General features: G+C 41.7%; 12 protein-coding genes and 1 tRNA gene. 4 read left to right on the forward strand and 9 right to left on the reverse strand.

Annotated features, from left to right (window positions below; genetic code table 11):
- Positions 1–62: 62 nt before the first annotated feature.
- Positions 63–1,211 carry a CobW family GTP-binding protein gene (locus N5852_RS00445; protein ID WP_262098381.1) on the reverse strand — a complete coding sequence of 383 codons (1,149 nt, stop codon included), beginning with the start codon at positions 1,209–1,211 and terminating at the stop codon, positions 63–65.
- Between the two features lie 252 nt (positions 1,212–1,463).
- Positions 1,464–3,776, reverse strand: coding sequence for a heavy metal translocating P-type ATPase (locus N5852_RS00450; protein ID WP_262098382.1), 2,313 nt, complete (start codon positions 3,774–3,776; stop codon positions 1,464–1,466).
- 109 nt (positions 3,777–3,885) lie between these two features.
- Here N5852_RS00450 and N5852_RS00455 point away from each other — a divergent pair, with 109 nt between their 5' ends.
- Together N5852_RS00455 and xth are read left to right on the forward strand one after the other, a co-directional pair.
- Positions 3,886–4,314, forward strand: coding sequence for a MerR family transcriptional regulator (locus N5852_RS00455; RefSeq protein WP_262098384.1), 429 nt, complete (start codon positions 3,886–3,888; stop codon positions 4,312–4,314).
- A 193-nt stretch (positions 4,315–4,507) separates the two neighbouring features.
- Positions 4,508–5,311, forward strand: coding sequence for an exodeoxyribonuclease III (gene xth / locus N5852_RS00460; protein ID WP_262098386.1), 804 nt, complete (start codon positions 4,508–4,510; stop codon positions 5,309–5,311).
- 238 nt (positions 5,312–5,549) lie between these two features.
- Here the strand turns inward: xth and N5852_RS00465 are convergent, their stop codons facing one another.
- The 3 genes from N5852_RS00465 to N5852_RS00475 all read right to left on the reverse strand — a co-directional run bounded on the left by N5852_RS00465 (position 5,550) and on the right by N5852_RS00475 (position 11,360).
- Complete coding sequence (locus N5852_RS00465; protein WP_315973252.1) at positions 5,550–6,734, reverse strand: lytic murein transglycosylase; 1,185 nt, start codon at positions 6,732–6,734, stop codon at positions 5,550–5,552.
- Positions 6,735–7,033: 299 nt separating this feature from the next.
- Entirely contained in the window at positions 7,034–10,171 is a 3,138-nt protein-coding gene (locus N5852_RS00470) for an efflux RND transporter permease subunit (protein WP_262099787.1), read from the reverse strand.
- A gap of 22 nt (positions 10,172–10,193) precedes the next feature.
- Positions 10,194–11,360 carry an efflux RND transporter periplasmic adaptor subunit gene (locus tag N5852_RS00475; RefSeq protein WP_262098388.1) on the reverse strand — a complete coding sequence of 389 codons (1,167 nt, stop codon included), beginning with the start codon at positions 11,358–11,360 and terminating at the stop codon, positions 10,194–10,196.
- Positions 11,361–12,210: 850 nt separating this feature from the next.
- On the opposite strand from N5852_RS00475, the gene N5852_RS00480 reads away from it, so the two are divergent.
- Both N5852_RS00480 and N5852_RS00485 read left to right on the forward strand, forming a co-directional pair.
- Entirely contained in the window at positions 12,211–13,761 is a 1,551-nt protein-coding gene (locus N5852_RS00480) for a sensor histidine kinase (RefSeq protein ID WP_262098390.1), read from the forward strand.
- A gap of 163 nt (positions 13,762–13,924) precedes the next feature.
- Positions 13,925–14,001 (forward strand) — tRNA-Arg (locus N5852_RS00485).
- Positions 14,002–14,200: 199 nt separating this feature from the next.
- Here N5852_RS00485 and N5852_RS00490 read toward each other — a convergent pair.
- The 4 genes from N5852_RS00490 to N5852_RS00505 form a co-directional block, all read right to left on the reverse strand.
- Positions 14,201–14,971 carry a CPBP family intramembrane glutamic endopeptidase gene (locus N5852_RS00490; protein ID WP_262098392.1) on the reverse strand — a complete coding sequence of 257 codons (771 nt, stop codon included), beginning with the start codon at positions 14,969–14,971 and terminating at the stop codon, positions 14,201–14,203.
- Between the two features lie 57 nt (positions 14,972–15,028).
- Positions 15,029–15,667 (reverse strand): TetR/AcrR family transcriptional regulator, encoded by a 639-nt coding sequence (locus N5852_RS00495; protein WP_262098395.1) that lies wholly within the window; start codon positions 15,665–15,667, stop codon positions 15,029–15,031.
- Between the two features lie 610 nt (positions 15,668–16,277).
- Positions 16,278–16,673, reverse strand: a complete 396-nt coding sequence (locus tag N5852_RS00500; RefSeq protein ID WP_262098397.1) for a hypothetical protein — start codon at positions 16,671–16,673, stop codon at positions 16,278–16,280.
- 295 nt (positions 16,674–16,968) lie between these two features.
- Positions 16,969–25,587 carry a glycoside hydrolase family 94 protein gene (locus tag N5852_RS00505; protein ID WP_262098399.1) on the reverse strand — a complete coding sequence of 2,873 codons (8,619 nt, stop codon included), beginning with the start codon at positions 25,585–25,587 and terminating at the stop codon, positions 16,969–16,971.
- Positions 25,588–26,263: the final 676 nt, after the last annotated feature.

Here is a 26,263-nt window from a genome sequence, read left to right on the forward strand (position 1 = left end):
CAAAAATTTCCTCATACCATTTCGTTCAAATTAATAGGTCCTGACCCTAGTCAATAGTGATCCTAAAACTTATAACCAGGAATAATGAGCGGGTTATCGCTTAATGCTTGTCTATCGGCAGTATCAATCGCAGGTCGATTTAAAAATGCATCAAAAAGCCCGCGGACATAGGTTTCATCTAAACCATCACCAATAATCACAAGGCGCGTCTCGGGCTTATTATCTGGCCAATTATCAAGGCGTTTTGGTGGATGGAACATGCCCTGCACACCATGAATTATCAATGGTTGGTCTGGCCGTTTAATGGTTTGGACAATACCTTTCATCCGCAAAATACGCTCGCCTTGCGATGCGCGCATTAAATCCACAAAGGCTTCAATCGCAGCATAATCAACGGGTTGATTATGGGTAAGGCTAAATGAGCGAATTTTATCGCTATGGCGGTTTACATCATCATGATGATGGCTGTGGTCATGGTGATGATGGTTGTGATGATGCTCATCGTGGTTATGGGCATCATTATGATGGTCAAGGCGTTCCTCATCGGCAAGCCAGCGTTTGACATCAGCAGTTTTATTATCAATATCATAAATACCGGCGCGGAATAAATCGCCAATATGGTGTTCTATATCGCTACTTAAGTAAATCTCAGCACGCGGATTAATGGCTGTAATTTTGCTTTTTAAATCGGCTAAATGAGCCTTTCCTTCAACCATATCTGCTTTGGTAATAATGACTCGATCAGCAACGGCTAATTGTTTGACAGCTTCTTGGTAGGTTTCCAAAGTTTTAATGCCATTTACCGCATCCAGAGTGGTAATAACACCATCGAGCTGTAACGCTTCAATAATAATCGGATGAGCAAGCAATATTTGTAAAATTGGCGCAGGATCCGCAAGACCCGTTGTTTCAATAATGATGCGAGTTAAATGATTGATTTGCCCCATTTGTAATTTGTCAATTAATTCTGCAAGCGTATCAACAAGATCACCACGAATAGTGCAGCATAAACAACCATCAGAAAGCGAAATGATCCCTTCATCAGCCTTTTCAACCAAAAGATGATCAATGCCCACTTCACCAAATTCATTAATAATAACAGCGCTATCTTTAAGCAGATTATCGCGCAACAAGGTGTTTAAAAGGGTAGTTTTACCAGATCCTAGAAAACCAGTTAAGATGGTTACAGGAATATTGCGTTTTAATTGCATGGGGCTATCCTTTTAAACGGCGACAGTTTTTTGGGTGGTTGAACTTAGCAGATTTTTAAAAAACCGCAAATCTAAGCTTAAAGCTTTTTAACGCTAAACCAAGTAGCTATTCGCATTTTAAAATACAAACAAAAACCTATAATACTACAAGTTCCAGAATGAATCCTAAGGGCAGTAAGTTGCTTTAGGATAATTATGGGCATTATTTTAACAATCATTGCCCATAATTTTTAACCCAAGAGCTAAACTACCTTAATCCCTTTTCCAAGCTAAGAGCCGCAAAGCATTTAAAGTTACAAGCAAGGTTGCACCCGTATCAGCAAAAATGGCTAACCATAAATCGGTAAACCAAAATAAAGTAGCAAGCAAAAATATAATTTTTAAGCCCAGCGCAATGGCAACATTTTGGTGAATATTACGCATCGTGGCTTTTGCCATTTTTATTAAGGTTACAACATCGCTAACACGATTACGCAAAATGGCAGCGTCTGCCGTTTCAAGTGCAACATCAGTACCAGACCCCATGGCAATGCCAGTATTTGCCAAGGCAAGCGCTGGTGCATCATTAATGCCATCGCCCACCATTGCGGTTAAGCCTTTGGTTTTTAACTCGGCAATAATTTTTGATTTCGTTTCCGGTAGCAATTCGCTATAGGCTTCTATGCCAAGCTCTTGGCTAATAGCATTTGCTGTGCGGCTATTGTCACCCGTTAGCATAAGTGGCTTTATGTTAAGCTTTTTTAAGGCGGCCATTGCCGACTTTGCGTCTATTCTTGGTTCATCACGTATTGCAATAATGCCAATGACTGCACTTTGTTCTATAAGTACGATTGTTGTATTGCCATTTTCTTCTAACTTGGTAATTTCCGCCTCAATCAATGGCGTTAAGGCAGCATAATCTTTGGCAAAGCGTGGCGCACCAAGAAACAGTGTTTTGTCATTATAATTGGCAATTAGGCCCTTGCCTTGCAACGTACTAATATTGCTTAAATCATATGGCTTGATATCATGCTCTGCTGCATAAGTGATAATAGCTTGAGCAAGCGGGTGGCTAGATATGCTTTCCATGGCACTGGCAATACTAACGATATGGCCAGCGTTTTCATAAAGCGCATTATTATTGACTGCAAATACTTTGCTAACGATTGGCGTGCCATTGGTGAGCGTACCAGTTTTATCAAAGGCAATAATGCTTGTTTTAGCAAGCGTTTCTAAAACTTGCCCACCTTTAATTAATAATCCACGTTTGGTACCGCTTGCTAAAGCCGATGCAATGGAAGCTGGAACCGAAATAACCAAAGCGCATGGGCAACCAATCAACAATAAAGCAAGGGCTTTATAAATCCATGTTTGCCAATCACCATCAAACACTAGCGGTGGTATTAATGCAGTAAGCAAAGAGATGCCAACAATAATCGGCATATAATAGCGGGCAAAATTGTCAATAAAGCGCTCGGTTGGAGCTTTCGCTTCTTGGGCACTTTCAACCAGTTCAATAATGCGGGCAATGGTATTATCGCTCGCATTTTTTAACACTTTGATTTTTAAGGCATCACCAAGATTAATTGAACCAGCAAAAACACTATCGCCTTGCTCTTTTACCTTTGGCATTGATTCACCGGTTATCGGTGCTTCATTTACACTTGATATACCATCAAGAACCACGCCATCGGCAGCAATCCTATCACCAGTGCGGGCAATAATAATATCGTTAATTTTCAAAGCATCAACCGATGTTTCGATAAGCCTTTCTTTTGTTTCAATAAAAGCAGTTTTAGGGGCAAGGTCATGCAATGCTTTGATGCCCGCGCGGGCACGCCCTGCCGCAACCCCTTCTAATAATTCGCCAATCAAGAAAAGTACAATAACAATGGCGGCTTCCTCCGCAGCATTGATAAAAACTGCACCTATAGCGGCAATGGTAATCAGCATTTCAATTGTAAAAAAACTACCCGTGCGCATGGCGGCAAAGGCGCGGCTGGCAACAGGATAAAGGGCAATTAAACTAGCGGCGGTGAAAGCAGGCGCACTCCATTGCGGTTTTAAAAAGCTAATAATATAGGCAAGAATAACAAGGCTAAACGCTGAAAAAGCCATGCGTGCTTTGGCAGTTTGCCACCAAACAACGTCATCTGTTATATTGTGTGGCTTTTGCTCGTTTAAAAGCTTAGCACTATAACCAAGGCTAGCAATTGTCTTTTCAATTTGTTGTGGTGTAGCTTTGCTTTCATCTATTTGTAAAGATAAGGTTTCGCGCATTAATGATACGCGTATATTATCCACCCCTTGCATATTTTTCATTGCATTAGTGATTTTTACTGTACAGGCAGCGCAATCCATGCCTTTAATTGCCCAAACCATGTCGCCTTGTTGGGGGATATTTTCGTCACTTTCAATAAGTTCGCTTTTCTGGTCATGGTGATGATCGTGATCATGGTTATGCCCGTGATCGTGATCATGGTGGCAATCGTGCTCATGGTTGTGATCGTGCCCGTGATCGCGCTTAAGGCTATGTTTGTCATCCTCTACATTTTGCCTTTTTTGCGTAAATTCACTGTTTGACATGGTATAAGCTCCAATTTTAGCCTTTCATTCCAACTAAAGGCTGGTATTTTATTCCTGTCTTTCTTATGTAATCCCTGTAGTAACTACAGGTTCAAGAGGAAAAATGACCATGCGGCAAAATTCTATAGGCGAATTGGCAAAACGCACTGGCTGCAACATTGAAACCATTCGCTATTATGAAAAAATTGGTCTTTTGGACGAAGCTGAACGCACCAGCGGCAACCAACGGCGCTATGACGAAAAGCACTATAATCGGCTGCTTTTCATCCTTCATGCACGTGAGCTTGGCTTTTCGATAGAGGCGATAAGGCAATTGATTAAATTGTCAAAACATCCAGAGCAACCCTGCGGCGAAGCCGATCATATTGCTATGACCCAATTGCAAGCAGTGCGCCAACGCATTGAACGGTTAAAACTATTGGAAAAAGAATTATTGCGCATGACCGAAAAATGTGAAAACCACACCATTCACGATTGCCGCGTTATTGAAACCCTTGCCGCTTGTGGTGATTGCTTTGGCGACCATCACCGAAAATGAAAACGCCAATAAAATATATAAGGCATTTTATTGTAACGGGTTGTGAAGAACTTCAATAGTAATTATACTTGTATTTATATAGTTTTGCGCTATTTTACGTTTTTTATAATATAATAGGTTCTAACCCTAAAGCAGCTATAAAAATAGCCCGGTTGTTGTCCTACTGGTACTTGCAAGGAACGTTTTAAATCCCATGACTCTATCAATCACCACTTGGAATATTAATTCGGTGCGATTGCGCGAAAATATCGTGCTTGATTTTTTAAACCAAGAAAAACCTGATATTTTATGCTTACAGGAAACAAAATGTCCTGATGATGCCTTTCCATCTAAAAACTTTAGGGCTGCCGGTTATGAACATATGGCGATTAGCGGCCAAAAAGGCTATCATGGCGTTGCAATCCTATCACGCTTACCATTGAGTAATATGAAAACAAGGCTTTTCTGTACTATTGATGATAGACGTTATGTGTCAGTGGTTTTTGAGACGGGCAGTAAAAAAATTCGTTTGCATAATTTTTATGTTCCTGCTGGTGGTGATGAGCCTGATCCGGAAATTAACCCCAAATTTGCTCATAAGCTTGCTTTTTTAGAAGAAATGCTGGCAATCCGCGCGGATGAAAATGATGGCATATCTTCCATTTTGGTTGGTGATTTGAATATTGCACCCCTTGAAAACGATGTTTGGTCGCATAAGCAATTGTTAAAAATTGTTAGCCATACACCGATTGAGGTTGAAGGGCTAAATAAAGTCCTTCATCAAGGTGCATGGGTTGATTTAATGCGTGAAATTATTCCACCTGAAGATAAGCTTTACACTTGGTGGAGTTATCGCGCAAAAGATTGGCAGGCTGCTAATCGTGGTCGCCGTCTTGATCATATCTGGGGATCAAAAGATTTGGTTAGTCATTTAAAGGCTATCGATATAAAAATAGAAGCACGCGGCTGGGAAAAGCCATCCGACCATGTGCCCGTGACGGCACGTTTTGACATTTAGCATTTATTGCACTTTGATTTATAAATAGGGCCGCTCAACCGGCCCTTTATTTTTTCTAAAAAAATGCCTTTGCCATTAGAGTGCTTTTCGATCTGACTGGATCAGATCGGCGCTCTAATCCTTTGTTTACACCGCGTTTTTTGTCCGAAAACCGCTTCACACTTTTCGGAAAACGCTAAAATAATTATAGTCAAAAATCTACAATCGACATTTAGCTTAAGATCATTGTTGTTGGCGATTAGCGTCGTCTTAAAATACTTAAAACCTCACGGCTGGGGTGGCCATCCGCTTTTAAGCCATTACGTTTTTGGAAAGCTTGGATTGCTGTTTTTGAAGCCTCACCAATGCGTCCATCAATCGGGCCATTATAATAACCAAGAATTTTAAGATGGTTTTGCAATTCTTGACGCTCGCTCATGCTGATGGGCGTAAAAGGGCGGTTCCAATCACGCACCAAACCACCATAGCCAGCAATTCTATCTGCTAATAAGCCCACGGCAAAAGCATAACGATCAGCTGAATTATAGCGTTTAATGACATTAAAATTCTTAGTTACCAAAAATACTGGCCCTTCGCGTCCATCAGGTAATTTAAGAGTTGCTGAATCGTTAGGAAAAGGAAATGCAGAGCCATTGGCACGGCGCAAACCAAGACGCTGCCATTCAGCAAGGCGTAATGATCCACTAGGGAATTTGCCCGTAGCTGGTAATATAACTTCATAACCCCAAGTTTTGCCACTCTGCCAACCATTTTTGTGGAGCAAATTAGCAGCAGTTCCCAATGCATCAGGAATAGAATTCCAAATATCACGCCTGCCATCGCCATCAATATCAACCGCATAATCTAAATAACTGGTAGGAATAAATTGGGTGTGTCCTAAAGCACCAGCCCAAGAACCAGTTAAATGCGAACGGTCAATATCACCACTTTGCAAGATTTGCATTGCTGCTATTAATTGCGTACGGCCAAATTTTGCCCGCTTGGGATAGCCATAAGCAAGGGTTGCGAGTGAGCGTATAGCATCACGCATAATATCATCGCGCTTTAAGGCGGCGCCATAATTTGATTCCATTGACCAGATAGCCAGCAAAATATAACGGCTAACACCAAAGCGCTGTTCAATAACATTGAGAACTTTTGCCCATTGGCGACCATGGGCTTGCCCTTGAGCTATTGCTTCATCTTGAACACGATTATCAAAATAATTCCATGTCGGATCTTTAAATTCGGGTTGCCATGCTGCCTTTTGCAAAACTTCAGGATCTGGCGCGGTAACGCCGCGAAAAGCAAGATTAAAGGTTTTATCGCTAATACCTGATTGACGCGCTGTGGCCCTAAACTGCTCAATCCAGCGCATAAAACCAGCATCAGCAAAAGCCGGAGAAACGCCAAGGAAACTCGCGCCGAAACTTGCACCAAGCATGGCAAAAGCTGAACCAATAATTAATTGGCGGCGTGATGCTCCTTTAGCATTAGGTGCATCATGCTGACTTTGTCTAACATTCTTATGCCCAAAATAACTCATGATAATCCCCTTTTGCAATGATCAAACCTATCATTTCATAGCAAGAGTTATTAAACCGTTTATAAATATACATTTCTTACTTATCATACAGGATTTAATTAATTTTTCAAAAAAACTATAAATTAGATAATCCTTTTAAAGCTATTTAGGCGTTTTTTTCAAAAACTACCATGATCCGCACATAGGCAGAAGGTGCTTTAATGTGCGCTTTGATGATTGTTGGCATGGTGTAATTCTTGATCAAGGCGTGCTTCTTCTTCGGCTTTGGGGCGAATAAAGCGACCAAGCAGCAAATAGGCAACTGGGGTTACGTAAAGCGTGGCGATGGTAGCTAGCCCAAGTCCACCAACAATAACCCAGCCAAGTGCAATACGCGCCTCAGCACCAGCTCCTGATGCCAAAACTAGCGGCACACCGCCAAGAATAGCACATATCATAGTCATCGACACGGGTCGTAAGCGAATATTGGCAGCTTCCTCAATCGCTTGGCGCACATTCGTACCACGATCACGCAATTGGTCGGCAAATTCAACAATTAAAATACCGTTTTTGGCCATGATACCAACAAGCAAGACTAAACCAATCTGGCTATAAACATTAAGACTAACTCCAGAAATCATCATTGCGATAACTGCACAGCCAAGTCCAAGTGGAACGGTTGCCATAACAATAATACCAGAAATAAAGCTTTCAAATTGTGCTGCCAAAACCAATAAAATAATCACAATCGCAAAGCCAAAAATCAAAATAAGACCAGCCGATGTTTCACCAAGGGTTGCGGCTTCAGCAAGAGGCAAAATATAACTACCTGATGGTAACTCATTTTTCGCAATAGCTAAGACATCTTGATAAGCAGTTCCAAGGGCATAGTCCGGAGCAAGATTGGTGGTCAATGTTACCGCCCGCATACGTGATTCACGTTGCAACTCTGGTGGTACGGGTCGCTCATCAACACTAGCAATAGCTGAAACTGGCACAAAACGGCTATCGCTGGTTTTCATATAGATATTTTCAAGATCGCTTGGATCATTAACTGGATGGGTAGAGGATACGATTTTTACATCATAACTACGATCACCCACATAGACCGAGCCAATTTTGCGCCCGTCCAGCATAGATTGCACGGTTTGTGCCATACCAGAAATATCAATGCCAAGATCGGAGGCGCGGGCGCGATCTATATCAATAAATAATTGTGGCTGTGTTGCATCAACCGCTAGGCGTGGTTGTAAGAAGTTGGGGTTTTGCTGCATTTTGGCAATAATTGCCTCTGCCGCAGGTTGCAAGGTTGCGTAATCCTGCCCTAAAATTGCAAATTGCAAACCATTACCCGCACCACGAATGCCAAGGCTGTTGCCTTCACGGGTAAGAACGCGCACCGATGGAAACTTGCGCATGGCGGTATTAATGTCGCCAATAATTTCCTGTTGACTGCGCGAGCGATCATTCCATGGTGCAAGGGTTAAAATAATAACACCGCGATTGGTCGAACCGCCCGTACCTGCTACGGAATAGGTGCTAACAATTTCACCATTTTCTCGCAAGGGCGAAAGAATAGCCTCAATTTGCTTGAATTGGTCATTAAGATAATCAACCGAAATACCCTGTGGTCCTTCAATTGATAGAAAGATAGATGAGCGATCTTCCGATGGCGTAAGCTCTTGCTGCAATGTATTAAAACCTGCCCATGAAAGTCCGGCAAAAACGATTGAAGCGACAATCACCATTAAAGGTTGGTTTAAACAAAATTTCAGAGTTTTGCGATAAAAACCGCCAATAAAACCACCTATTTTTTGAAACAATAATGGCTCGTGATGATCGCTTTCATTGGCCTTATGCTCTTTTAAAAACCGCGATGCTAACATTGGGCAAAGGGTAAGCGAGACGACTGCCGATAACAAAATCGCAATAGCTAGCACAAAGCCAAACTCTTTAAATAGACCACCAGCTTGACCTGGCAAAAACGAAATTGGAATGAATACCGCAGCAAGGGTAAGAGTGGTTGCGACAACGGCAAAAAACACTTCATTAGTACCCAAAACTGAAGCCGCACGTGGACCGATGCCCATATTACGGCGGCGAACAATATTTTCTAACACCACAATCGCATCATCAACCACAAGCCCCGTTGCCAGTACCAGTGCCAGCAAGGTTAAAATATTGATGGAAAAACCGACTAAATAAATAGCGGCAATAGTACCGATAAGTGCAACGGGAATTGATAAGGCTGGAATAAGCGTTGCCCGAACATCCCAAAGAAATAAGAAAATAACCACGATGACGCCAAGAATGGCAACGATCAAGGCAATTTCAACCTCATGAATTGCGCCTTTGATGAAATTGGCATCATCACTGGTGATGCGCACTTCAACGCCATCAGGCAAGGTTTTGTTGAGCTCTGCAACTGCCTGCGTAATGCCCTTAGAAATATCAAAAGTATTAGATTGCGCTTGCCGGATAATACCAAGCCCAACGGCAGAACGACCATTGGCATTCACAATTGACGTTTCAACATCAGGCCCTAAGGTAACATTGGCAACATCGCCAATGCGAATTTTGGGGGTAATATAAACATTTTCAAAAGCTTGCGGCGTTGAAAGATTAGCCGTTGCACGCACCACCAAGGATTGGTCAGAACTGCGCAATGATCCAGCTGGAGCGTCAAGCGCCATATCTGACAAGGTTGTGGTAATATTACCAACCGTCAAACCGTAACTGGCAAGGCGTGCCTGATCAATATCAATGCGGAAAATCTTATCCCGATCACCAAACATTTGCACATCGGCAACGCCAGCAACAGCAGAAAGCGTATCAGCAATCTGATCGTCGGCAAGAACGGTTAAATCATCAACGCTCATTCTATCAGACATCACAGCAAGGCGCATTACTGCATCGGCATTGGAATCCGCCTTAATGATGCGTGATGCGTCCGCGGCTTCCGGCAGATCATTGGTAACGCGCGAAATGGCATCACGAATATCCGCTGCTGCTACATTAAGATCAACACCATCATTAAATTCTACCGTCACGCGACTGCGCGCAAAGGATGAACGCGATGAAATGGTCTTAACGCCTGTAACGCGCGCCACAGCATCTTCTAAAACTTGGGTAATTTCACGGTCAATGGTTTCAGCAGATGCACCAGTAAAATCTGTTGCAACAGTAACCGCAGGGCGGTCAACATCGGGCAATTCGCGAATATCAACACCAGAAAGGGCTGCAAGACCCGCAACAACAATCAGGGCATTAACAACAAAGGCGAAAACTGGCCGGCGAATGAATAGATTAACAAAGCCACCCTTGCTGGTTGTCTTTGGCTTTTTTGTTTCGCTCATGCCATCTTTATCAAGGGAATTGTTATTTTGCATTGGTACCATCCGCTTTGGCTTCTTTATCGCCCTTAGTGGTTGGCTCTTGTCTATTATTATCAGCTTGTGTACCACTTGCTTGCGGATTATCAAAGCGCACTTCTATACCCTCGCGCAGTGACTGCACGCCTTGGATAACAATATTATCCCCCGCTTCAATTCCGCCATTGACCAATACATTATTAGAATTGCGCTGAATGATTGATACAGGAGTTTTAAAGGCTTTATTATCTTTAATTCGCCAAACATAAGCTCCTGAACCACTCCATTGAATGGCAAGGGGATTAACACTGGCATAGGGATCACCGGGAAAAGTGAGGCTTACCTCAAAGGACATGCCGCCGCGCAAGACATCATTCTTGTTTAAAATCTCTGAGCGCACCCGCAAGGTGCGACTTGCCTCATCAATTTTGCTGTCAATAGCACTAACGGTGCCAATAAAGGGCTGGTCACCTGGGCGTGCAATAGATTTTGCACTGATCGATTGACCAATTTCAATTGATGGCGCATAGCGTTCTGGTACCCAAATATCGACCAATATCTTACTACGGTTATCAATATTGGCGATTGTTGTTGCTGTGGTGACATAATTACCTGCGTCAATCGGTAAAATACCAACCATGCCATTAATTGGTGCGCGAATAGTGCGCCTTTCCAGAGTTAATTGAGCATCTTTGACCGATAACTCTGCTTTGGCAAGTGCAAGCTTGCCGCTAATTTCTTGTACTTGCGATACGGTTTGCGTTTCGCGCAAGCGGATAATACGCTCATAAGCCTGCTTTGCATCTTCTAGCTGCACCTTGGCTTGTTCAAGGGCAATTTCCTCATTATCCGAGTCGAGTTTGGCAATTGGATCATTGATCTTGACATTTTGCCCGGCTTTAACAAAGAATTTTTCAAGCGTTCCTGCCGACCATGGCGTAACTGCAACTGTTTGATCAGCGCGGCTTGTGCCAATAGCGCTTAAATGATCATTTATGATTTCTTTTTTGGCGGGCTCCACCACCACAAGCGCAGTGGCATTGCCAGCACCTGCTTTTTGGTTAGGGTTTTGCGCCATAACTGACGTGGTAAAAAGCGGCATCGCCATTAATGATGCTAAGGCACTAACTGTACCTAAAGCGGCAACCGTTATTATGGTTTTGCCAATTTTCATCCATTCAGCCCTTTGATTTTATATGTTCAAATAATGCATTCAAGCAGCATTGAAATTTTCAGTTTGCGTGTGACAATGTTTCGTTTGATGTGAAAATGCTCGAATAGGTATTAATATTATGCAATTTTAATGCGGCCATATGACAAGAAGCCAGTTACTTAGGTTTTAGTGTTTTTAGTCGGTTTTTATTTAAAGTCATCAATCAAAAGTTATAAAGTAAAACGGGATTTAGCCCATTGTTTTATTTAAATAAATTCCGAAAAATTTAAATTGCCTTTCTGATCATATTTCAATATGGTTTGACATATTTTTGGTAAAGATACCTTTAATCATCAAGTTAAATAATTTTAATGTTTACAAAATACACGACTATATGAGCTAGTTTAGATCACTTCGATATTATTGCCTTTAAAAGAATCATAATCATTTATCTCCTGTTTTAAAAATGCTCTTTTAATAATGACCTTTTGATAAAGCCAATGGGATAATTTATTGGTTTAAATACTTTGCCTTAAAATCATTAGGGCTGCATGCAATAGATTGACAAAAAAGACATTCTTAAAATACAACAATCTATTCAATGACTTGCCTTCACTTCGCGCTGCACTCCACTCAAGATGAAATTTAAGGGGCAAAATTATTGCATAAAGTCAAAATCATTTCCAAACAAAAAACGGGTATTGCGATTTGTTCTGATCACTTTAATGTGTCATAATCAACACAAGCGCCAGTTAAATTTTGGTAATGAAGCCAGTTTAGCGGAAAACCAACTTTTCTTGGTGCCCTCTATATTTCGCCGCCCGATAAAACTGATTATAAGCAAAGCTATCATTTATTTGGATTAATTTTCATGATATTAAATACTAATGAAACCGCGACTATTGACATAAATATGTCAAGCCAAAAAAAATCGGCCAGTCAGGTTGCATCATTAAATTTTCACGCCGCCCATGAAAATAAAATTCCGTTTTTTTCGCGCATTCGCACACGCTTATTGCTTTTAATGGTGCTTTCAGTTCTCATTACTGAAATTTTGGCTTTTATTCCCTCCATTGCTAATATGCAAAGCCGCTGGCTTGAAAATCAGACCAAATCAGCTATGGCGCTATCTTATGTTTTACTCAATGAAGAAAGAATTGTCCTTGATCACGAGTTACAGCATAGGGTTCTTTCGGCAACGAAAGCCCTTGCTTTGACCGTAACTCGTGATGACGGTTCTATTGTGGCTATAAGGCTTAATGGGCAAGAATATTCAATAGACCAAAATATTGATCTTAATAAATATAGTGAAACAGAGTTAGTTATTAGTGGCCTGACAACTCTTTTTTCTAATACGCCTAAAATTATTCGTCTTTTTGCGCGCACCGACGATAATAATCAGGTATTTTCTATGACCTTCACCAATAGCGAATTGCGTGAAGAAATGCTGCGTTTTACATGGAAATTTGCGATAATTTCTTTAACTATTGCCATTGTCGCCACAACAATTATTTATCTCATTGTCTATGAATTATTGGTGCGCCCTTTGCGGGCGATCTATTTACACATGCTGGACTTTGTGGCCGAACCTGAAAATCCAAACCGTATCATTGTGCCAGAAAAGCGCCGTGATGAAATGGGGGTAGCGCAACGGCGCCTTGCAGACATTGAAGTTGAATTGCAGCAAAATTACGTGCGGCAAAAACATCTTGCTAATCTTGGCCTTGCAGTATCCAAGATTAATCATGATATGCGCAATATTCTAGCCTCAGCTCAGCTAATTTCGGACCATTTGGCCGAGGTTAATGATCCGCTAAGCAAACGCCTAACACCTAAATTGATCCACACCATTGATCGGGCAATCAATTATACACAAAGCATTATGGCCTATGGGCGAATGCAGGAGCAAAGACCCAATTTGCAATTATTATCCTTGCATGGGCTTGTTAACGATATAAAGGAAAACCTTGCCATATCGGGTAGAGAATTGGTAAATATTCATAATAAAGTCCCTGAAGATTTTGAAATGCTAGTTGATAGCGAACAGCTCAACCGTATTCTTACCAATCTGTTTCGCAATGCCGTGCAAGCCATGACCTCGCCGGCAGAAATGGAAAAGGATAAGTCGCGTGACATTACGGTTAGCGCTTACTATGAAAATAAGTCAGCTATCCTTGATATTATTGATAATGGGCCAGGATTACCTGCAAAAGCCAAAGAACATCTTTTTACGCCCTTTGATAGCAGTACAGGGCACGGTGGGACTGGCTTAGGTTTAGCAATTTGTCTTGAATTGGTGCGGGCCCATGGCGGAACAATTGAGCTTGTTGATGATGGTGAGCCAGGAACACATTTTAGGATTCGCATCCCCATGGCGATGGATAATCTGTCAAAATGGTATGGTGCGAAAAAAACCGCTTAATCATCTCCGCTACCTTTATTTTTGATGAAAATAAATCGCATTAAAATCAACACCTTATAAAATAGTCTATAAAAAATTGTTTTTTTTTCAAATTTAGGCTTGCAATTGTCATTTGAAACCTTTAGACACCGGCAAGCGCAACGCAGTGACGTTGCAACGGCATGCACCCGTAGCTCAGCTGGATAGAGCACCAGACTACGAATCTGGGGGTCAGGAGTTCGAATCTCTTCGGGTGCGCCACTTTTTTCTTTTACATTTGTTTTTCAAATTATGTAATCATGTGAGTTTTTTTTAAATAACCCACATGATTGAAAATGTTTAATGATCGTTTTTGGTTTCATCCTAGTTGGTTGAGGCACAGCATGCTGCCTATATTTGCAATCAGCGGAAAACACATGTAAAAAACGAAAAATGGTATAATATGATTTTATCGCAGCCATTATTTTGTAAAGAAAATGCGCGGATAACGATATAGCAATCCAATGGTTAAGATAAGCAAAAGCACAGTTTGGATGATTTTTGTATCAGGATGAGTTTGAAACAATTCATTGGCAACACTTGCACAAAGATGAAAAACTATGGCAACAATAATACTACGGCGCGCGCTATAATAAAGCCAATTCATAATAAGTACAAAAGGCAGTAAGCTAACGGCAAAATTCAAACTATATTGCCAGCCCTCGTCTATCAGATTGGCTTGGTAATAATTTACAATGAAGCCAAGTGGCATATGCCAAAACACCCAATAAACCGCAAAAATAATCGAAGTCCAAAACATATTGAAACTGCGACGCAAGCAATCAGTGCCATAGCTGTGCCAGCTTAACTCCTCAATAATTGGCGCAATCAGTAATGCAACCCAGCCTGAAAAAATGCCAGCACTAAAGGAAGCATGATCTGACAATAAAAACTGGCTTGGGCTATAGCCTAAAAATAAGGATATGGTCGTTGCACCCAAAATACTACCAAACATGATAATAATCGCAATAAAGCAAGCCTTTAATTGCAACTTTGAAAACCGCGTTAAACGAGTATAAAAATCTAATTTTAAAAAGGTCTTTTTCCGTATCATTAGCCAAGATATAAAAAACGGAAAAATCAGCCCAGCAAATTGTAAAATGGTAATGGGCACCCAATAGGATTTTGCTTCAAGATGGCTTAACCAAGCGGCGGTAAACCAAAGAGCAAAGCAGCCTATTGTGACAATCATATAAAACTGCCATGGATGTGAAAATAGCTGTAAAATATTTTTTTGATTGGACACTTGTTAATCTTTCTTTTGATATAAATCATTGCCTAAAAAGGCCTCAAGCAAGCGGCCCTGTTTTACCCCCAGCGCACGCTCCGCCAATTTTAAAACGGCAATAAAATGCGCTTGACATTCGGCTTCACTCCATGAAAACTGCTTATTACCAAGTAAATAAGCTTGACCAGCCAGAATGAATTGAATCGTCGACAAGGCATCTTCGACATCAAAATCCCCTTCGCAACAGCCACGTTCTATCAATGGGGCAAGCGCTACGCCTATCTGTTTGACCCAGGCGATATTGATCTGCTCATGAAGGTCAATATTATTAGCCGTATCCAATGCAGCATGGAGATAAGGTTGATCATTCTCGATTTCTTTTAAGGAAAAAAATGCAACAATAAAAAGCTGGAAGGCGCTCATGTCAGTCCTTGCTGCAATCTCGTTTACTTTGCTTACCATCTTGCCCACCCAATCCTCAGCCAAATGGCTAAGCAGAGCCTTTTTCGATGTAAAATATAAATAAAAGGTCCCCTTAGCTATTCCTGCAGTTTTTACTATGTCATCAATGGAAACATCTTTTACGCTACGCCCGCTAAATAAATGCGTTGCTGCCGCAATAATTGCTTGCTTGTGCTGGTCACCGTTTTTCACACGCATGAAATATCCTATCAACTCATTAAACATCTCGGTCCAAGACCTAAATTTTTGGCAGCAAAGTTGATCGCCATTTGACTGATCTACACTGCACACAATCAAACAATTTCGAACGTACTACCCCATGAAGACTAAATAGACATAACCTAACTAATCGCCATATTATAAATGACCATCAGTCATTAATGGTTTTAAATATGAATTGCAAGATCTTTTTTAAATAGCCCAATTCCAGCCTAAAACCCTTGCCAAGGGTTAGGCCCCATTAATTTGACCCAGAAAATATGAGGAATTTTTGCAAAAAAATAAGCACAAGGAGAGTTAAATATTTCAATAGCTTCAATAGCAGTCATAGGAAATCACGCCCAAGCGTGAAAGGGCAGAAATTTGCCATCATAGGCGACATAATCGCAATTTATTACAGCAATTTTATTTTTATTTCTTCATTTTAGACAATGATTTTTGATAGTATTTACCGCATCTAAATATTTATTATTTTCTTCCGCAAGGTTTATCCCTATCCATTTATTATCAACTACAATATCGCTCAAACTTGTCAGCAAAATTAAAGCATTATTATTATGATAAGTAATATTAATATCATAACTTCTTTTTAGCTGCAGAATCCTATTTTTGTTTTTATTAAATATTTTTTAAATTGCCTTTTATTTATATCAATATAATAAAATAATATAATATCTTCATTTATTGAATTATCATTTCGATATGCATCATAAAAATTAATTTGTATTGATGATTTATAATATTTATATAATTTATCTTCTTTATCGAAAAATATTAGAAAATCAGGATTTTTGGGTGCAGACTTAAAAATATTTAAATTATTTTTATTCAAGCAGCTTATAAATTCATCAAGGTAATCACTGCGTATGTGACTATGCGTTAGATGAAGAGAAATATTGTCTTGAGAAAAAGCTGAATTTATATAGAACGGAAATATCAGCAAAATAATAAGGCGATATTTAAACATAACCTTTTGTATAAGCATATAAAAATCCTTTATAACTTATTTGGGCATTGCTGAAAATATTGAACCTAGCTGACGTTAAGGCAAAAATATAAAAGTTTTATCATCTTTATTTTTTGGCCAATCGATTTTAAGGTGCCATAAATATTAGCAAGATTAAAGACCGAATTAATTTCCAAAGCAAAGAAACATTTAACTGCCAATTTAAAAAAACGAAAAACGATTAAGCCCACCAATTTAAAATGACAAAGCTTGTAATTTTATTTCATCTGGTGATGAAAATTCTATCCATCACCAGATTATTATCATATTATATTTATGGCTTTGGAATGGTGACATTCACCGTAAATTCGCCATTTTCCTCGAGTTGTAAACCTTCGTCAACTGCGATTTCCTCGTCATTAACGCGGATTTTTAACTCGCTACCCTTTGGTGTAACCGTGATGTGGTAAATGGCATCACCATTTTTATAATCAATCTTAAACTGTTTCCAATCACTTGGAATAGATGGATTGATATAAAGCCGGTCAGCCTCTTTACGAATACCCAAAATAGCCTCGGTTGCAGCGCGATAGAACCAGCCAGCAGACCCCGTATACCACGTCCAACCCCCCTGCCCTCGCCACGGCTCGACAGAATAAATATCAGCCGCAATAGCATAAGGCTCAACCTTGTAGATTTCAGGCTTTTGGCCATGACTGATGGGATTGACCATGGAAAAGACTTTATAGGCGTCATCGGCTTTGCCCATTTTTGCAAGTGCCAAAATGCTCCATAAAGCGCCATGGGTGTACTGGCCACCATTTTCGCGAACGCCAGGTGGATAGCCTTTAATATAGCCCGGTTCTTGTACGGTTTTATCAAAAGGTGGCCAAAATAAACGGATAAGGCCGCCTTCTTCATCAAGTAGATGTTCAAGCATAGATGCCATAGCTTGTTCTTGGCGATCAGATGCGGCAACACCTGACAAAACACTCCATGATTGGGCAATGGTATCAATTTTACATTCATCGCTCAAATGCGAACCAAGCGGTGCGCCATTATCATAAAAGCCACGACGATACCATTCGCCATCCCATGCATTATCATGCAAGGCTTTGGTTAAATGTTCAATATGACTATTCCAAGCATTGACATGGGCTTCATCGCCGCGTGCTTTGGCAAGAGGTATAAATTGTTGCAAAGTGGCACAAAGGAACCAGCCAAGCCAAACGCTTTCGCCCTTGCCTTCAACGCCGACAAGATTCATGCCGTCATTCCAGTCGCCGCCGAGCATGAGAGGCAAACCATTTTCGCCAGTTCGTTTTATCGCTAAATCAAGTGCCAAAGCGCAATGATCATAGAGCGAAACACTTAACCCTGAGCGCTCTGGTGTGAAATAGGAATCATGCTGACCTTCATTTAACAATTCCCCTTCGATAAAGGCGATTTTTTGGTCTAGAATATCGCTATTGCCTGTCACTTTAACATAAAGCGATACGCCATAGCCAAGCCATACCACATCATCTGAAATAAGCGTGCGTACCCCTGATCCAGATTGCGGCAACCACCAATGCTGAACATCACCTTCTTTAAATTGACGAGATGCGGCATTGATTAATTGCTCACTTGCAAGGTTTGGCTCGAGCAACAGCATGGATAAGGTATCCTGCAGCTGATCGCGAAACCCAAACGCACCACTTGCTTGATAAAAAGCAGCCCGCGCCATAATACGACAAGCATAGGCTTGATAAGGCAACCAATGATTGACCATTAGATCAAAAGAAGGATCTGGCGTTTTTACCTGTAAAGGTGCGGTAAAATCGCGCCAGAATTGCTTTTGCTTGGCCAATAGATCCGCAAAATTTGACTTTTTGGCTTCATCCAAAACAACTTTTGCCTGATCAATATTATTGCCATTACCAAGATAAAAAATTACCTCTTTCGTTTCACTTGGTGCAATTTCAATATCAATTGCTAAAGCGCTACAAGGATCAAGTCCAGCTTCAACACGATTAGAAAGGTCTTTTGCATCGCGTATAGCTTGCGGATGCTCAATTACCCCTAATGGGCCGATAAACTCATTACGGTCTGCACTGACACTGCTTGGCTTAATGGAGGCGGCAACAAAACTGGCAAGATCAGCCTTTTCGGTTTGATAAGGATTGCGTACAAATAAAGCTCCGCGCGCCTTATCATGGGTTGGTACAATGAAAGGTGCATTTTTAGCGCGTACTGATCCCAAAACCCATTCGGTATAATGATAAAGCCGTAAGCGCTTTTTCGTGGTTGAGTTGTTTTTAATCGTCAATCTTGACAATTTTACCGGATTAACGGGGTCAACAATATGGGTTAACTGGTAATCCACCTTGTCATGGGTTGACGAGAATTGCGAATAGCCCTGCCCGTGGCGCGCTTCATAAACCACATTATGATCACGCTCCACTGCAGATACCGGAGAGAAGCTACGCAAACTATCACGATCAACAATATAGAGCGCTTCACCAGGACGGTTCGAAACTGGATCATTCGCCCAGCGCGTCAATTGATAGTCGCGGCTATTACCAGCCCAAGTAAAACTTGAACCTTCGCTTGAGACATGCATGCCAAAATGCTCATTGCTAATGACATTGATCCAAGGATGAGGGGTGGTATTAGCACCAATAAGACGCGTGACATAGCTACCATCTGTATCAAAGCCACCATAATTATTCCAGAATTGCAAATCCTTGCCATTGGCAAAACGGCGATCATCAACCTTACTAATAAGGCCGATGGCCGTTGCCTTTGGTTTTATATTGGCTTCTTTATCAATCAAACTTGCTTCATCGCTGGTATTGGCAATGATCAGGCTATTATGTGGCGTAGATTTACCTAATGCTTTGTCATTCCCTATACTATTTGAAAGCTTACCATTGCTTGGATCATTGGCAATGCTTTCCATGCGCTTTAGCTGTTCTGCCAAGGTACCATTAGCGGCATGAAGAACAATGCGAGCGCTGCTAAGTAAAGTATCAAAACTTGCATCACTAATTTGATCGCGCCGAATGGTAAAGATATGGGGCTTTCCATTACTATCATTCGAGCGATTACGGTACCCTTCACACATCCAATCAATAGCGCGCTGTGTATCTTGAGCATAAGAAAAAGCACGCTCATTTAACACAACACAATCAACAATCAAACCGCGTGTGCGCCAAAATTCATGGGCGCGTAACAGACTTTGTAAAATGCCAATATCAGTCTCATTGCTAATGCGTAAAACGAAAATTGGATAGTCACCCGATATTGACATTGGCCAAAGATCAGATTGTTTACCAAGCCCCGTTGCAATGCGCTCTGATGGAAGCCAAGGCCGCTCAGGATAGATAAGATAGCCGGCATATTTTTGGAAATCGAGAGCTTGCTTTGGTGTAATGCCAACTTGATATAAAGTCACTTGCGAGCGTGTCCAAGCCACAGCAAATTCACGCGGGAAGGCATTGGGTTGGCGATAATAAGCAATGTTATTATCTAGCTTTTCACGATTATCGGCAACAAGTGTCCAAAAGACGAGATCAATTTTTTTGTGGGCAGGCACGCGCACCTTGCAGCGAATAGCAGCAATAGGGTCAAGTACACAGCCTGATGAGCCTGCAAATGTCTTATCACGATCAAAAATAATTGGTCGCCAGATGGTTCTACCACGGCCGATAAAGGCAGCACGATCTGTTTCAGCTTCCGCCTCGCGGATAGCACCTGCTGCATCGGTAACAAAATGACTTACATAAATATCACGATCATTGGGGCTACGCTTGCGGCGATGGGCAAAAATGGTTGCGCCGTCATCGGCAATTTCAGTTTCAACAAACATCCGAGAGAAAACCGGATGGGCAGCATCATTATCTGCGGTTGTTAAAACAAGTTCGCCATAAGAGGTAATCTCGATAATGCGATCTTTGCCAGTGGTATTGATAAGTTCGATCCGCCTGCCCTCGCCATCGCCTTCTGAAGCAACAATCACTTCAACGGTTGATTTTATGCCATCAACAGTTTTATGATATTCCGCTTTTTCAGCGGTGAAGACACAAAGACAATCTTCCTCACTCACACGGGTTGGCTCACTGGTTGCCGACCACCACCGACCAGTTGACACATCACGTAGGAATAAGAAAGTGCCTTGTTGGTCTTGCGCGCTATCAGCTTCAAAACGGGTCACCATTACATCATTCCAACGGCTATAGCCTGCGCCCTTTGAAGTGAGCATGACATTATAGCTGCCATTGGATAATAATAAGGTTTCACGCGCTGCCGCCAATGGATCGTTGATAATACGCATGGGCGCATCTTCAAAGCCGCCCGCATCGGAGCGCATTGGATTTGCAGTTTTAGCATGGACAACGGGGATTTCACGCGGTGCTTTTTCTTGTAATAAAAGCTCTGTTGCTTCAATCACCGGATCAGAATGGAAACGCTCGCGCATAATGCCATCAAAAATGACATTGGATATGGCAAGAATAGACATTCCGTGATGGTGGGCATAATAATTATGCACTATTGCACAATGCTTACCCTCTGGTACACGCGCAGGAGTAAAATCAACCGCATCATAAAAGCCATATTGTCCTAAAGCACCAATTTTGCGCAAATTGCGCAAATTGCTAACCGCTTCACTTGGGCTATATTGCGCAGCTAATAGGCTTGCATAAGGGGCAATGACTGCATTACGCGATAGGCCGCGCTTAAGGCCAAGACTTGGTACACCAAAGGGGCCATATTGATAGTTCATCTGCTGGTCGCGCGCATTAAATGCCGCTTCCGATATGCCCCAAGGTAGCGAGCGTTCGCGCGCATAGCGAATTTGCTCACGCACAACAAGACGGTTAGTCTGGTCAAGCAGCGAGCCAAGCGGCTCACGCATCACCAAGGGTGGCATCAAATATTCAAACATCGAGCCTGACCAGGATAGCAAAGCGCCTTTCCAACCAACGGGTACAAGCAAACGACCAAGACGGAACCAATGTTCAACCTTAAGATCCCCCTTAGCAATAGCAAATAGGCTTGAAAGCCGTGCTTCCGAGGCAAGCAAGTCATAGCAGCTTTCATCAAGCTCATTTTCTTGAACGCGGTAGCCAATCGACAATAAACGACGTTCCTTGCGCTCAAGGAAATCAAATTTCATATCAAAGGCATATTGGCGCGCTTGCTCGGCAAGACGCAGTAAATGCGCGCGCAAGAAATCGCTATCATGGTCACCGGTTATATCCAGCTCATGAGCGGCACACGTATCTAACAAACGCTCGGCCCAAGCTAGGGCCTGCGCAGAGCGGCTACTATGCAATTCATTGTCAAGTTCGCGTACCAATTTTGCAATATCACTTGCCATGAGGCTAATATCATGAATGCGGAAGGTCGCGGTTTCTGGTTCACTCAATAGTTGGAAAACGGCACGGCGGAAGTTTTGCGTACGCTCAAAAATACGCGCACGTAATGGGCGTAAAACACGCCGATCATTGGGGATTTCCGCCAAGGCCTCTTCAATAATATCATTAACATCATTAAGGCCAGCAAAATCGGTTTGTACATAAACGGCGGGCGCTTCTGCCCAAGACCGCAACGCCGATGACAGGGTGACCAAATGACCGGCAAGATTGCCAGAATCGACGGTTGAAACATAAAGCGGCAATAATGGCCGCAAACTATCGGTTTCATACCAGTTATAAAGGTGGCCTTGATATTTTTCTAACTTGTCAAGGGTCGCAAGCGAAAGCTCAAGGCGGCGCAAAGTATCACTAAAACTAATCCAACCAAAATCACGGGCTGAAACAATAGCTAGCAAATAAACGCCAATATTAGTAGGCGAGGTGCGCTTGGCAACAATTGGTTCTGGCTCTTCTTGAAAATTATCAGGGGGAAGAAAATTATTTTCCTCATTAGCAAATGTTTCATAATAAAGCCAAGTGCGCCGCGCAATGCGACGAAGTTCCGCTTTGTCACTGGCATGAAGTTCCAGCGAATCTTGTACAGCAGCCGAGCGGCTAACAATCCAAGCGATAAAAGGTGAAAAAAACCAAACAAAACCAAAAGGTAAAGCCAATAATGCAGCTGGAGCGGTTAGTATAATTGGTAAGGCGATAGCAATAAGACCAATAATGCTGGCTGGCCACATAAGACCAATATAGGAAATTAAGGTATTTGGCCCAGATTTAGTTGCAGCCGATGAGCGCCATTCCAATAAATTTTGATGAGAAATACCGAGCCTGTAAAGAGTGCGAATTATTGCATCGACCATGTAATAAGCGGTATGGGCAATAAAGGTTAATCGTAAAGTAGCTTCTGCGGTATTTGATGAAATGCTGGTTATGACCGCTTGTAAATGACCACGGATTGAATAATCGCGATTGATCGATAGCATATTACGCAAAACACCCAAAGTTGGCGCAATAAACATGCCAATAAGCAAAAATGCTTGCCATATCAAAGCTATTGAAAGCGGCATTAAGCACCAACCAGCGATCGAGGCAGCACACCATAAAAGCGGTGTTAATGATCTGCGCAGATTATCCTGCATTTTCCAACGCGTGATAAGGCTGATACCACGATTTTTAAACAAATAAGGTAAAAGTTGCCAATCGCCACGCACCCAACGGTGATGACGGGCAGCATCAACCTGATAGGCGGTTGGATAGTCCTCAATCACTTCAACATCGGTAACAAGAGCCGCACGTGCATAACCACCTTCAAGCAAGTCGTGACTTAGAACAGCATTTTCATCAATGCGGCCATCCATAGCGCGCTCAAAGGCATCAATGTCATAAAGACCTTTACCAGTAAAACTACCCTCACCGAGCAAATCCTGATACGTATCGGAAACTGCAAAAACATAAGGGTCAATACCACGATTTAGCGAAAATACACGTTGTAAGAACGATGCTTCTTCACCTGTGGTGAGTGATGGTGTTACCCGTGGTTGCAAAATACCATAACCAGCAATAACATTATTAGTCTTTGGATCATGAACGGGGCGATTGATTGGATGGGATAATTTACCCACCATCAAGGTAACCGAATCCGGCGTTAAACGCGTATCGGAATCAAGTGTCATGATATAACGCACATTGCGTGGTAAATTGGGATCAACTGGGAAAAAGGACGTATCTTGATCGCCGCGCAATAAAAGATTAAGCTCATGCAGCTTGCCGCGCTTACGCTCCCAGCCCATGAAGCAACCTTCGCTTTTATTATATAAGCGGCGGCGGTGTAAAATGAAGAATTGCGGTACATTATCACCAAAATAATGGTGGTTTAATTTGGCAATAGCATCGCGGGCATAATCAAGAAGATCAAGATCTTCCTTGGTTTCTTCTTCTTTGGCATCGGGCCAGTCGCTTAACAACACAAAGCCAATTGCACCATTGGGGTTATTTAAATAATGCACTTCAAGATTACGCACCTGTTCATCAACGCTATCGCGCGAATTGATCATGGTTGGCACCACAACTAAGGTGCGCGCATCTTCAGGAATACCATCCTTATACTCGTAACCAATAAGGCGGTTGGGTTCCACCGTCCATGAAATGAGTAGGTTATAAAGGGCGGAAGCAATATCCATTGATGGGAAAATTGCAAAAGCGGTAAAGAGTAAAGCAAAGCTTTGCGGCAGCCCTAAAAGATGCAAACAACAATAGACAATTGCCAACAAAACCAGAGTAAGGATGGTAACTGGGACAGCAATATTCCATATGCCAAGACCTTTGAAAAATCGCATAAATTTATCGTTGAATGTCGGCTCATAATCGCATCTTTTTTCAAGACCGCTACGCCCCTCACCCACTAAAAACCAAGCAAGCGAGCGAATAGCAGGATTTGCTTTGACATTTTCCTCGCTGCGTGTTTCATCGGCAAGCTCTAATGCCTTGCGGGTAACCGTTAATTCATCATTGGGCGAACGACGGGCAAGCTTTTCAATAATTCTGCGGTAATTATTACGCGAATGAAAATCAACTTGTGAAAAATCACTATTATTGCGCAGCAAAAAGTCAACATGGCTAACGCTTTCAAACCATGACGTCCAATCAACGTCATCAATAGCTTTCAAAGACTTAATGACGTTGCCCATGGTCACGCCGCCCGTTGCTTGCCGGCTGTGCTCATTGACCATGATTGTTTCGCTGTCAATATTTTGTCTGCTTAACTCGTCATCAATCAAGGTCAAGGCACGGCTGCAATCTACCGATGCTCCGCGTAAACGGTTGAGCAAATGGGCGGCAAAACTTGTATCCCCCAAAAATTCGCGATAACCAGCGAAAAGTTCGTTAACGTCGTCTTCCTCACCCATGGCAATAATTTTATCGGCCACTTCATTGGCGTTAAAACGCATTTGGCGGGCTTTTTCAATACGCAAGCAAAGACGGCGAGCATTATCAATCAATAAAAAGCGGATCGCTGATGGCAAAGCCCATAATTCACCAATACGTAATGGCTCTTTTTCTTGATAGCCCTCTACCATTTCAGTCAAGGTTTCAAGAGAAAAGTTACTATCTGTATGGGCAACATAAAGCCAAGCCATTGCGAAAATGCGGGCAATTTTGTCATTATCGCCATAGGCTGGCAATTGCTTTAAAAAGCCGCGTGGAAAATCGCGTCTTGTTTGTTGAATAGCTTTATCAATGGTATAATGATTATCAAGCAGCCATTGTGCTGCAGGTGTTACAGTTTCATTATTACGTGCTGCCGCATCAGTCGCGCGGAAGACATAAAGTATAATTTTAGAATCTTCTGACAGGCGAGCGCCAAAAATAAAAGGATCATATTCAGGCAAGGCAATAGGCTCATGCCCTGCCATCTCATTGGCAAGCTCGCGCAATTGACTGGCAGATTTATAGACTGCGCGAATAGGACGCGCTGCCAATTTCTGGCTTTGCCAATTTTCTTGTCCAAAATGAAACCAATTGCCCGATACAATGTTTTTTACCATAAATCGCTATCCCTATGCCCAAAAAGGCGATTAAGACCGTATTTTAAACCCTTGTAAACGCTCAATCATTATACGCTTGCAAAGACATATTCCAAAGTATTTTCGACTTCTTAGGAAGAAAACATAGCTTATCCTATTGTTTATCTTCTTTCAAAAAACGCATATTCATGCCCTTCAAAAGCCTTCAAAACCAATAAGCCACCCATCATTCACTCTACCATTCCATATTCCTTATTAGACATATGGCTATACAAATATGGCAGAGGTATAGAAGTGTTGCGTTTAATCAGCATATGCTCTCCTTTTCCCGATTTATGATGCAAAATAAAGCGCATGGAGTGCTATATTATAATAGCTGTAAAACCAGCTAATTCAAAGAATAATATTTCATAAAACCCGATTGACCATAACCAGCCTTGTATAGAGTGGCAAATAAAACATATTGATGGATCAATGCGGTTTTTAATTTTATTATTTTTTAAAAACCTTTAAAAAGCACAAAAAATCAACGAGATACTATAAAAAGCCACCTTATACCAAAAGAATAAAAACAAAAAAATTGGCAGAAAATAACCGATCAACCGCCAAGTATGGCAATAGATATTACAATAATGATAAACAAAATATGGAAAAAATTATAAAATCAGCAAAAAAGCCAACACGTTTTTTTTCACTA

Source organism: Bartonella sp. HY328 (assembly GCF_025449335.1).
In the GTDB taxonomy this organism is placed as follows: domain Bacteria; phylum Pseudomonadota; class Alphaproteobacteria; order Rhizobiales; family Rhizobiaceae; genus HY038.

What these genes read in the sequence shown, in the direction of transcription:
- N5852_RS00445 (WP_262098381.1), bottom strand. Translation starts at nt 1,211, where the DNA reads ATGCAATTAAAACGCAATATTCCTGTAACCATCTTAACTGGTTTTCTA.
- N5852_RS00450 (WP_262098382.1), bottom strand. Translation starts at nt 3,776, where the DNA reads ATGTCAAACAGTGAATTTACGCAAAAAAGGCAAAATGTAGAGGATGAC.
- N5852_RS00455 (WP_262098384.1), top strand. Translation starts at nt 3,886, where the DNA reads ATGCGGCAAAATTCTATAGGCGAATTGGCAAAACGCACTGGCTGCAAC.
- xth (WP_262098386.1), top strand. Translation starts at nt 4,508, where the DNA reads ATGACTCTATCAATCACCACTTGGAATATTAATTCGGTGCGATTGCGC.
- N5852_RS00465 (WP_315973252.1), bottom strand. Translation starts at nt 6,734, where the DNA reads ATGCTTGGTGCAAGTTTCGGCGCGAGTTTCCTTGGCGTTTCTCCGGCT.
- N5852_RS00470 (WP_262099787.1), bottom strand. Translation starts at nt 10,171, where the DNA reads ATGAGCGAAACAAAAAAGCCAAAGACAACCAGCAAGGGTGGCTTTGTT.
- N5852_RS00475 (WP_262098388.1), bottom strand. Translation starts at nt 11,360, where the DNA reads ATGAAAATTGGCAAAACCATAATAACGGTTGCCGCTTTAGGTACAGTT.
- N5852_RS00480 (WP_262098390.1), top strand. Translation starts at nt 12,211, where the DNA reads ATGATATTAAATACTAATGAAACCGCGACTATTGACATAAATATGTCA.
- N5852_RS00490 (WP_262098392.1), bottom strand. Translation starts at nt 14,971, where the DNA reads ATGATTGTCACAATAGGCTGCTTTGCTCTTTGGTTTACCGCCGCTTGG.
- N5852_RS00495 (WP_262098395.1), bottom strand. Translation starts at nt 15,667, where the DNA reads ATGCGTGTGAAAAACGGTGACCAGCACAAGCAAGCAATTATTGCGGCA.
- N5852_RS00500 (WP_262098397.1), bottom strand. Translation starts at nt 16,673, where the DNA reads ATGCTTATACAAAAGGTTATGTTTAAATATCGCCTTATTATTTTGCTG.
- N5852_RS00505 (WP_262098399.1), bottom strand. Translation starts at nt 25,587, where the DNA reads ATGGTAAAAAACATTGTATCGGGCAATTGGTTTCATTTTGGACAAGAA.